Annotated in this window: 6 protein-coding genes; 1 reads left to right on the forward strand and 5 read right to left on the reverse strand. The window is 65.8% G+C overall.

Going from position 1 to position 9734, the window contains the following annotated elements; genetic code table 11:
* Positions 1-100: 100 nt before the first annotated feature.
* The 5 genes from AB0F41_RS31015 to AB0F41_RS31035 form a co-directional block, all read right to left on the reverse strand.
* Positions 101-1366: a fatty acid desaturase gene (locus AB0F41_RS31015; RefSeq protein WP_357430048.1), complete on the reverse strand. Its 1266-nt coding sequence runs from the start codon at positions 1364-1366 to the stop codon at positions 101-103.
* 224 nt (positions 1367-1590) lie between these two features.
* Positions 1591-2994 (reverse strand): fatty acid desaturase, encoded by a 1404-nt coding sequence (locus AB0F41_RS31020; protein WP_357430050.1) that lies wholly within the window; start codon positions 2992-2994, stop codon positions 1591-1593.
* Between the two features lie 241 nt (positions 2995-3235).
* A complete protein-coding gene (locus AB0F41_RS31025) occupies positions 3236-4369 on the reverse strand; it encodes a ferredoxin reductase (protein WP_357430052.1) in 1134 nt (377 codons plus the stop codon).
* A gap of 165 nt (positions 4370-4534) precedes the next feature.
* On the reverse strand, positions 4535-5038 hold the full coding sequence (locus AB0F41_RS31030) for a hypothetical protein (protein ID WP_357430058.1): 504 nt from the start codon (positions 5036-5038) through the stop codon (positions 4535-4537).
* 10 nt (positions 5039-5048) lie between these two features.
* Entirely contained in the window at positions 5049-6458 is a 1410-nt protein-coding gene (locus AB0F41_RS31035) for a wax ester/triacylglycerol synthase family O-acyltransferase (RefSeq protein WP_357430054.1), read from the reverse strand.
* A gap of 308 nt (positions 6459-6766) precedes the next feature.
* Between AB0F41_RS31035 and secA the strand changes: the two genes are divergently transcribed.
* Entirely contained in the window at positions 6767-9625 is a 2859-nt protein-coding gene (secA, locus tag AB0F41_RS31040; RefSeq protein ID WP_357430056.1) for a preprotein translocase subunit SecA, read from the forward strand.
* Positions 9626-9734 lie beyond the last annotated feature (109 nt).

Genomic DNA, 9734 nt, shown 5'->3' on the forward strand with positions numbered 1-9734 from the left:
CCGAGTTCAGCGAGGCCCTGAAAGGGTTCGGCCCGCGTTTGCTGTCAGCCCTCGAAGCGAGGCGGCGCAGCCGCGAGTCTCGAGGGCTGACAGCAAACGCTCAGAGGGCCGAACCCCGCGGCGCCGAAGGCGCCGCCAAAAATGCAGCGCGCCCTTTCGCGATTGCTGTGCGGAGTCCGCGGCGTTTTCCGGTGGCCGGGTCGATCGTGCTGACCGCTTGTCCGTTGAACTTGCGTTCCGAGGCCGTTTCCGGGGCGTCGTCGGCGGTGTGGCGGAGGTATTTGTTGGGCAGCGCGAGTTTGAGGATGGTTCGCCAGGCCTTGAAGTACTGGACCGGCAGCGAACCGGTGGTGTAGGGCAGATCGTATTTATCGCAGAGTTCGCGCACCCGGACCGCGATATCGGCGTAGCGGTTGCTGGGCAGGTCGGGGAAGAGGTGGTGTTCGATCTGGTGGCTCAGGTTCCCGGTCATGAAGTGCATGAGTTTGCCGCCCGAGATATTGGCGCTGCCCAGCATCTGCCGCAGGTACCACTGGGCCTGGGATTCGTTGTCGATATCGGCCTTGGTGAATTTTTCGGCGCCGTCGGGGAAGTGACCGCAGAAGATGACCGCGTTGGACCAGATATTGCGGATCACGTTGGCCGTGAAGTTCGCGGTCAGGGTGTGGAAGAACGACGGGCCGGTGAGCAGGGGGAACACCACATAGTCTTTGAGGGCCTGCTTCTTGATCTTGGCCAGTGCCTCGTCGACCTTACGGTCGAATTCGGCGCGTTCGGGGCTGCCGGGCTTCACCTTGCCGGCCGCGACCTTGCCGAGTTCCAGATGCTGGATGGCGACGCCGTATTCGAAGAACGACTGCAGCACCAGGTTGTAGACCGGGTTGCCGATATTGAAGGGTTTCCACCGCTGATCGCGGGTGACGCGCAGCAGGCCGTAGCCGATATCGTCGTCCATGCCCAGGACGTTGGTGTACTTGTGATGCAGGAAGTTGTGGGTGTGCTTCCAGTGCTTGGAGGGGCCGGCGTTATCCCATTCCCAGTGGCTGGAGTGGATCTCCGGATCGTTCATCCAATCCCATTGACCGTGCATCACGTTATGCCCGATCTCCATGTTCTCGATGATCTTGGCGGTGCCCAGCAGGGCCACGCCGGCGAACCAGGCCGGCGGTAGGAAGCCTGCGAACAGAACTGTGCGGCCGCTGATCTCGAGCGCGCGCTGCAATCGGATGACGTTGCGGATATAGCGGGCGTCTCGTTCGCCGCGGGTGGATTCGATGTCGCGGCGAATCGCGTCGAACTCCGCTCCCAGCGCTTCCACATCCGCCTCGGTGAGGTGCGCGTATTCCTTGACGTCCGAAATAGCCATGGGGGCTACCCTACCGTAAGTTACGGCACCGTAGGTTTGGGGATTTCCGCAGAAAATGTGGCGTGGACCCTATTGCGCGTCCCAAAGGCGGATGTTAGGTCGAGAGCAATCGCTGTTGACGCGGATCACTCCAGGACCTCGATTGCATGATCGGCCGGTCTCGGGCGCACGTTACATCACGAATCGATATCGGCGGGGAACATTCACCGGATGCGAGGTGTCCGTCAGACGGAGGGTGCGTTCGCCTTACGCAGCGCATACCGTGCGCGCCGCAGCAGGGCCCGCTCCTGCCGGGCCCTGGCCTGCAGCAGTTCCCGCTCCTGTTTGGCCTTGGCCCGCAGATTCCGCTCGGCGGCGCGCAGCACTTCCTTTTCGTGCTCCGCTTTGGCGCGCAGTGCCACCTTTGCCTCGTGCAGCGCCGATCGCAGTCCACGTCGTTTGCCGGTGGCCGGGTCGATGCTCCAGGGCCGGTGCTCGGAATCCGGGTGCAGGGTGATCCCGGCGAATTTCCGTTCGGAGGACGTTTCCGGGGCGTCGTCGGCGGTGCGTCGCAGGAATCGATCCGGTAGGGCGAGTTTGTGGATGGTGCGGAAGGCGAGCAGATACTGCTTTCCCAGCGACCCGGTCGTGTACGGCAGATCGTATTTCTCGCACAGCGCGCGTACCTGCTTCGCGACCTCCGGATAACGATTGCTCGGCAGGTCGGGGAAGAGATGGTGCTCGATCTGATAGCTCAGATTCCCGCTCATGAAGCCCATGACCGGCCCGGCGGAGAAGTTCGCGCTGCCCAGCATCTGGCGCAGATACCATTCGCCGGGCGTCTCGCCGACCAATTGTTCCTCGGTGAACTTCTCGGCGCCGTCGGGAAAATGCCCGCAGAAGATCACCGCGTACGCCCAGAGGTTGCGGACCAGATTCGCGGTGGCGTTCGCCTTCAGCGTCGAGATGAACGCCGGGCCGGTCAGGGCCGGGTAGACCAGGAAATCCTTCGCGACCTGCCGGGTGATCTTGCGGGCGAAGGCCCGGTTCGGTTCGGAGCCGAGCTGATGGCGCGGGACCCCGGCGAGTTCTTTCTCGATGCTCCAATCGTGCAGCGCGATGCCCCATTCGAACAACGCGGCCAGAACCACATTGGCGACCGGCTGCACCAGATGCACGGGGCGCCACGGCTCGTCCCGTGTCATGCGGAGGATGCCGAAACCCAGGTCCTCGTCCTTGCCCAGGACGTTGGTGTAGGTGTGATGGGAGTAGTTGTGCGCTCGCCGCCACTGCGCCGACGGCCCGGTCATATCCCACTCCCAGTTGGTGGAGTGGATTTCCGGATCGTTCATCCAGTCCCACTGGCCGTGGCTGATGTTGTGCCCCAGCTCCATGTTCTCGATGATCTTGGCCACCGACAGCATCGCGGTGCCCGCCACCCAGGCCCACCGGTTGCGGCTACCGAAGAGCACCGCGCGGGCCGCGAGTTCCAGGCCGCGCTGGGCGGCGATGGTCCGGCGGATGTAGCGGGCATCGCGCTCACCCAGGGATTGCTCCACCGAGCGCCGGATCCCGTCGAGCTCTTGGCCCAACGTCTCGACATCGGCGGCCGTGAGGTGGGCAAAGGCTCTGATGTCGGTGATGGCCACCGGCGTCCCTTTCTGTAGGCGCTGTCTGCGGAAACGAGAGCGAGTCGGGCGGCCGTCCCGCCGTCGTCCCGGCCTTGCGCGTTCGTATGCCGATTTTGCCGTCAGCACTGCCGGTCTGTGTGGGACCCGGGCCGGAAACGGCGAACGGATAAGGAAGATCTTCCCGGTCGGGAAGCAACCTCCGTTTCGGTTCGAGGGTACCCGTGCCGGGTGGATTCACCGACCCTGTGGCCGGTCGCGCTCACACCTCGAGTGTGCAGTCCCCGGCCGCGGCCGAGATGCAGGTCTGGACCTTCTCGCCCTCGAAGCGTTCCGTACCGTTGCGCAGATCGCGGGCGTGACCCGAACTCAAGGTCACCACACAGGTCTGGCAGATACCCATCCGGCAGCCGAACGGCAACTGAACGCCGACCGACTCGCCGGCCTCCAGCAGTGTGGTGGCGCCGTCCACGGTGATCGTGCGGCCGGTTTTGCCGAACGTGACGGTGCCGCCCTCCGCGTTCGCCGAACGCTCCACCTCGAAACGTTCCACGTGCAACCGGGATTCGAGACCCGCGTCCTGCCAGTGCCGTTCGATGTCGGCGAGCATCCCCAGCGGGCCGCAGGCCCAGGTCTGGCGTTCCCGCCAGTCCGGGTACAGCTCGTCCAGTGTGGCCGGGGCGAACTTGCCCTGTTCTCCGGTGAGATGGACATGGGAGACGAAGCCGGGGTGTCGGTCGTGCAGGTCGGCGAGTTCGGTGCCGAACATCACATCCTGGGCGGTGCGCGCGGAGTGGACGTGCACGACGTCGGTGACGGCGTTGCGGCGGTCCAGGGCACGCAGCATGGACATCACCGGGGTGATCCCGGAACCCGCGGTGAGGAACAGCACCTTCGGCGGCGGCGGCGAGGGGAGGACGAACGCGCCCTGCGGCGCGGCCAGCCGCACGATGGTCCCGGGGGAGACACCGTTGACCAGATGGCTCGACAGGAAACCCTCCGGCATCGCCTTCACCGCGATCGCGATGACCTTCCTGCCGTGCTGCGGGTCCTCCCATTCCGGCGGGCTGGTGAGCGAATAGGAGCGCCAGTGCCAGCGGCCCTGCACCAGGATTCCGATCCCGATGTACTGCCCGGGTTCATAGCGGAAGTCGAAACCCCAGCCGGGTTTGATGACCAGGGTCGCCGAATCGGCGGTCTCCTTGCGGACGTCGACGACCCGGCCGCGCAGTTCCCGTGCCGACCACAGCGGGTTGGCCAGGTGCAGGTAGTCGTCGGGGAGCAGCGGAGTGGTGGCCCGGGCGACCGCGCCGCGTAGCACGTTGAGGCGGCCACCGCGTTCGGCCACGTTCGCGGCCGGTGCCTCGAGCCACTCCCGGACATTCTTGAGAACCATCGCTGCCGTTTCGTCCTTCTGTCGTCGTGGTCGCCGTCGGCGACCGCTCGACGTCAGGTTACGGCATCGTAGGTTCGCACGGGGCCCATGGCGTCGCGACTGCGACGGATCACAAAGGCGTCCGGTCACAGGTCGCGCGGGATCCGGTCGGGCCGGGCCCGGCGCTCAGAGCAGTTCGAGCAGGAAGGGCAGTTCCTGGGTGGCATACCAGGCCAGCTGGTGGTCCTCGGCATCGCCCAGGACGAACTCGGCGTCCTCGTCGCCCAGATCCGCGGCGTCGATGATGTCGACCGCCTTGGCCACCGCCGGTTCGGCCTCGGCCAGATCCATATGCACCGAGCCGATGCGTTTGTACTGGATCGGCCCGTCCAGTTTCACCACGGCATCGTCGAGGTCGGGCCGCAGGGTGACACCTGTGGCGTCGACCGCGATGACCGCGCGCCGGTACATCGGCGCCGAAGAGCTGTGGATCTCGTCGGCCAGCAGCCGCAGCGAGGCCCGCGCCGCCTCCCCGATGGCGACCTCGGACAATTCCTCGTCGTCACCTGAGGCGTAGGCCTCACGCAGCGCCGGGGTGAGCGCGAAGGCCGTCCCCCCGACCGCGTGCAATTCACGTTTGTCCACGAGTTCGCGCAGCATCGGCACGGTGGCCGGCACGTACACGCGCATTGTCTTGCGCTCAGAGGCAGGCACCGAGTATCTCCTCCATCGATTCGGGCACCGACGCGGCCAGCACTCCGATATCGGCCATCGCCTCGCGATCGGCATTGAGTCCGTAGCAGACCCGCCCGTCGTAGGACGTGATCCCGATACTCGTCGCCTGGTTGCGCAGCAGTGGCGGAACCGGGTACATCTCCAGCATCCGCGCGCCGCCGACGTACATGGGCGTCTGCGGGCCCGGCGCGTTGGTGATCACCACATTGAACGTATGGTCTGCGAACGTACTCGCCGCCCGCACACTCATCGCGTGCAGGCTGGGTGGAGCGAAGCCGGCCAGATGAATCAGGGTGCGGGCACGCACCGCGTGTCGTTGCCGGCCGTCCTCGGTGGTGGCGTGCGCGATATGGGAGAGACGCATCACGGGACTGGGCTCGCCGACCGGCAGGTCGATCAGGAACGGGGTGATCTCGTTGGGCAGGGTGCGCCCCGTGCCCGGATCGCTGCCGTATCCCGACATCGGCACCACCGCGCGCAGCACCGTCGACTCGGTGAGCCCCTTGTTCCGCGACAGCAGCCAGTTGCGCAACGCGCCGGTCACCACGGCCAGGACCACATCGTTGATGGTGCATCCCGCCTGCTGGTGCACCCGCCGGTAGTCGGCCAGATCGGTGACCGCCACCGCGACCCGGCGCTGCCGGGAGGTGCGGGCGTTCAGCGGGCTGTCGGGGGTGCCGCTCGCCGCCGAACGCACCGCCGACACCACCGAGTCCAGCGTCCGGCCCGCCGCCCCGATGAGGCCGGCCGCGTTGGCTCCGGCCTCGCGCAGCACCTCCACCGCCGAGCCCGGCTGCGTCGCGAGATGACCGAGTGCGCCCACCAGCAGATCGGTATCACTGGGCTCGCGGCCCGGGCGCCACAGATCGTCGGCGACCTCGCGCGGGGATTCGTCCGGGTCCACGACCACATGGCCGATCTCCAGGGCCGCCCGGCCGTCGACGAGAGCGGCGTGGGATTTCGTGTAGATCGCGCACCGGCCGCCGGACAGGCCCTCGATCAGATACATCTCCCACAGCGGCCGGCTCGGGTCGAGCGGGCGCGAGCCCAGGCGGGCCACCAGTTCGTGCAGCTGGTCGTCGCTCCCCGGGGAGGGCAGCGCGGAGCGGCGCAGGTGGTAGGTGATATCGAAATGGCTGTCCTCGACCCAGACGGGCCGCCCCAGCGACAAGGGCACTTCCCGGATCTTGCGCCGGTAGCGCGGTACCAGCGGCAGCCGTGATTCCACCAGGTCGACCAGCCCCTGGTAGTCGAGGATCCGGTCGCCGTCCGCGGTGGAGTTCTCCAGTACGGCGAGCGACCCGATATGCACCGGGTGGGTGGTCGACTCCAGCCGGAAGAAGTCCGCGTCCTGCGTTGTCAGCCTCGCTATCACGCTGGTGTCTGCTCCTTCGGAGTCCGGAATCCGCACTCCATTGTGACCAGCCGACAGGTGTTCCCGCACGATTGTGTGCGATATTTCGATAAGCATTTGGAGACCTTGCGTACCGGCTCTCCGTGGGATATCGGGCCGTGGTCGTAGCCGCCGATTGTGACGTGGGCGCACCGGCCGGGTATGCGGCGGCGCCTACCATGGGTGCCGCATTACCATGAAGCAAGCTGCGGCTACGGGCCCGTCGCCGGGACCGTGCGGCAGTGAGTGAACATCGGAGCCGAAACCGACCCAGAGGACTGACGAGACTCGTGCCTGCGCTGACACTGTCGAGGTTGCTACGTTTTGGTGAGGGCCGCATGGTCAAGCGTCTCTCCCATCTCGCCGACGAGGTGATCGGGCTCGAGGACGACTACGAGCCTTTGTCCGACGCCGAGCTGCAGGCGAAAACCGATGAGTTCCGGGAGCGCTACGCCGATGGCGAAACCCTCGACGACCTGCTGCTCGAGGCCTTCGCCGTGGCCCGCGAGGCCTCGTGGCGGGTGCTGCAGCAGAAGCACTACAAGGTGCAGATCATGGGTGGCGCGGCGCTGCATCTGGGAAATATCGCCGAGATGAAGACCGGTGAGGGTAAAACCCTCACCTCGGTGCTACCCGCGTATCTGAACGCGATCAGCGGTGACGGTGTGCATATTGTCACCACCAATGACTACCTGGCCAAACGTGACTCCGAGTGGATGGGCCGGGTGCACCGGTTCCTCGGTCTCGAGGTGGGCGCGATCCTGTCCGGGATGACCCCGGCGCAGCGGCGTGACGCCTACAACGCCGATATCACCTACGGCACCAACAACGAATTCGGCTTCGACTATCTGCGCGACAATATGACCCATTCGCTGGATGATCTCGTCCAGCGTGGTCATAATTTCGCCGTGGTCGACGAGGTCGACTCCATTCTGATCGACGAGGCCCGTACGCCGTTGATCATCTCCGGCCCGGCGGACGCGTCCAGTAAGTGGTATGCCGAATTCGCCCGAATTGCGCCGTTGCTGAAAAAGGACCTGCACTACGAGGTCGATATCAAAAAACGCACGATCGGCGTGCACGAGGCCGGGGTGGAGTTCGTCGAGGATCAGCTCGGTATCGACAATCTGTACGAGGCGGCCAACTCGCCGCTGGTGAGCTACCTGAACAACGCCGTCAAGGCCAAGGAGCTCTACACCAAGGACAAGGACTACATCGTCCGCGACGGCGAGGTCATCATCGTCGACGAGTTCACCGGGCGCATCCTGGTCGGCCGCCGCTACAACGAGGGTATGCACCAGGCGATCGAGGCCAAGGAAGAGGTCGAGATCCAGCCGGAGAACCAGACCCTGGCCACCATCACCCTGCAGAACTATTTCCGCCTCTACGACAAGCTGTCCGGTATGACCGGTACCGCCGAGACCGAGGCGGCCGAGCTGCACCAGATCTACAGTCTGGGCGTCATCCCGATCCCGACCAACCGGCCCATGGTCCGGGCCGATCAGGCCGATCTCATCTACAAGACCGAAGAGGCGAAATTCAACGCCGTGGTCGACGATGTGGTGGAACGCTACGAAGCCGGCCAGCCGGTGCTGATCGGTACCACCAGCGTGGACCGCTCGGAGTATCTGTCCAAGCAGCTCACCAAGCGCGGGGTTCCGCACAATGTGCTGAACGCGAAGTTCCACGAGAAGGAAGCGCAGATCATCGCCGAGGCCGGTCGGCCCGGCACGGTGACCGTCGCGACGAATATGGCCGGTCGTGGTACCGATATCGTGCTCGGCGGCAACCCCGACATCATCACCGACACCCTGCTGCGCCAGCAGGGCCTGGATCCGGTGAACACGCCGGAGGAGTACCAGGCCAACTGGTTCCACGCCCTGGAGAAGGTCAAGAAGCAGGTGTCCGAGGATGCCGAGGCGGTGCGTGACGCGGGCGGCCTGTACGTGCTCGGCACCGAGCGTCACGATTCCCGGCGTATCGACAACCAGCTGCGCGGCCGCGCCGGTCGTCAGGGTGACCCGGGTGAGTCCCGGTTCTACCTGTCGCTGGGCGACGAGCTGATGCGGCGTTTCAACGGCGCCGCGCTGGAGTCGATCATGACCCGGCTCAACCTGCCCGACGATGTGCCGATCGAGGCGAAGATGGTCTCCAAGGCCATCAAGAGCGCGCAGACCCAGGTCGAGCAGCAGAACTTCGAGATCCGCAAGAACGTGCTCAAATACGACGAGGTGATGAACCAGCAGCGCACCGTCATCTACGACGAGCGCAACCGTATCCTGCGCGGCGAGGATATGGAGGGCCAGGTCCAGAGCATGATCACCGATGTGATCACCGCCTACGTCAACGGCGCCACCGCCGAGGGCTACGTGGAGGACTGGGACCTGGACAAGCTGTGGGGCGCGCTGCGGACCCTCTACCCCGTGAGTCTGACCCACCAGGAACTCACCGGTGAAACCGAGGTCGGGGAGGCGGGCGAACTCACCCGCGACGATCTGCTGGACACCCTGCTCGACGATGCGCACGCCGCCTACGAACAGCGCGAGAACGAGATCGACGGGCTCGCGGGCGAAGGCAGCATGCGCACCCTGGAACGTCAGGTGCTGCTGTCGGTGCTGGACCGCAAATGGCGTGAGCATCTCTACGAGATGGACTACCTCAAGGAAGGTATCGGCCTGCGCGCCATGGCCCAGCGCGATCCGCTGGTGGAATATCAGCGCGAGGGCTTCGATATGTTCGCCAATATGCTCGAGGGGTTGAAGGAGGACGCCGCCGGCATCCTGTTCAACGTCCAGGTCGAGGTGCAGCAGCCGCAGCCCGAAGGGGTCCAGGTCGGCCAGGGCCTGCGTTCACCGGTCGGTGCGCCGCTGTCCGGAGCCCAGGCGCCGCCCGAGAGCCAGTACCCGACCGAGAAGCTGCCGATCATCAACGGCGCGCCCCCCGCGCTGCGGGCCCGGGGTATCGACCAGTCGGGTCCACGCGGTCTGAGCTACTCCGGACCGGACGAGGGCGGCCGCACCGCGGTACACAGCGACACCGAGGAGTACGGCGACGACGGTCAGCCACAGGGCACCCGGCGGGAACGCCGGGAGGCGGCCCGCGCGCAGACCAAACAGGGCAAGGGACCCAAATCCCGCCGTAAGCACTAGGCACCGAATCCGGCGGCGCCCCTCCGATCGGAGCGACGAACGCGTCCAGGCCCGGACCCTCGACGGCGAGCACCAGCCCGGGGTTGGTGCAGAACTGGCCCGCGCCCAG

The organism is Nocardia sp. NPDC024068, assembly GCF_040638875.1.
GTDB lineage: Bacteria > Actinomycetota > Actinomycetes > Mycobacteriales > Mycobacteriaceae > Nocardia.

Bases quoted from the DNA above. Each gene is read 5' to 3' on its own strand.
- AB0F41_RS31030 (WP_357430058.1), bottom strand. From the start codon at position 5,038: ATGCGCGTGTACGTGCCGGCCACCGTGCCGATGCTGCGCGAACTCGTG.
- AB0F41_RS31025 (WP_357430052.1), bottom strand. From the start codon at position 4,369: ATGGTTCTCAAGAATGTCCGGGAGTGGCTCGAGGCACCGGCCGCGAAC.
- AB0F41_RS31015 (WP_357430048.1), bottom strand. From the start codon at position 1,366: ATGGCTATTTCGGACGTCAAGGAATACGCGCACCTCACCGAGGCGGAT.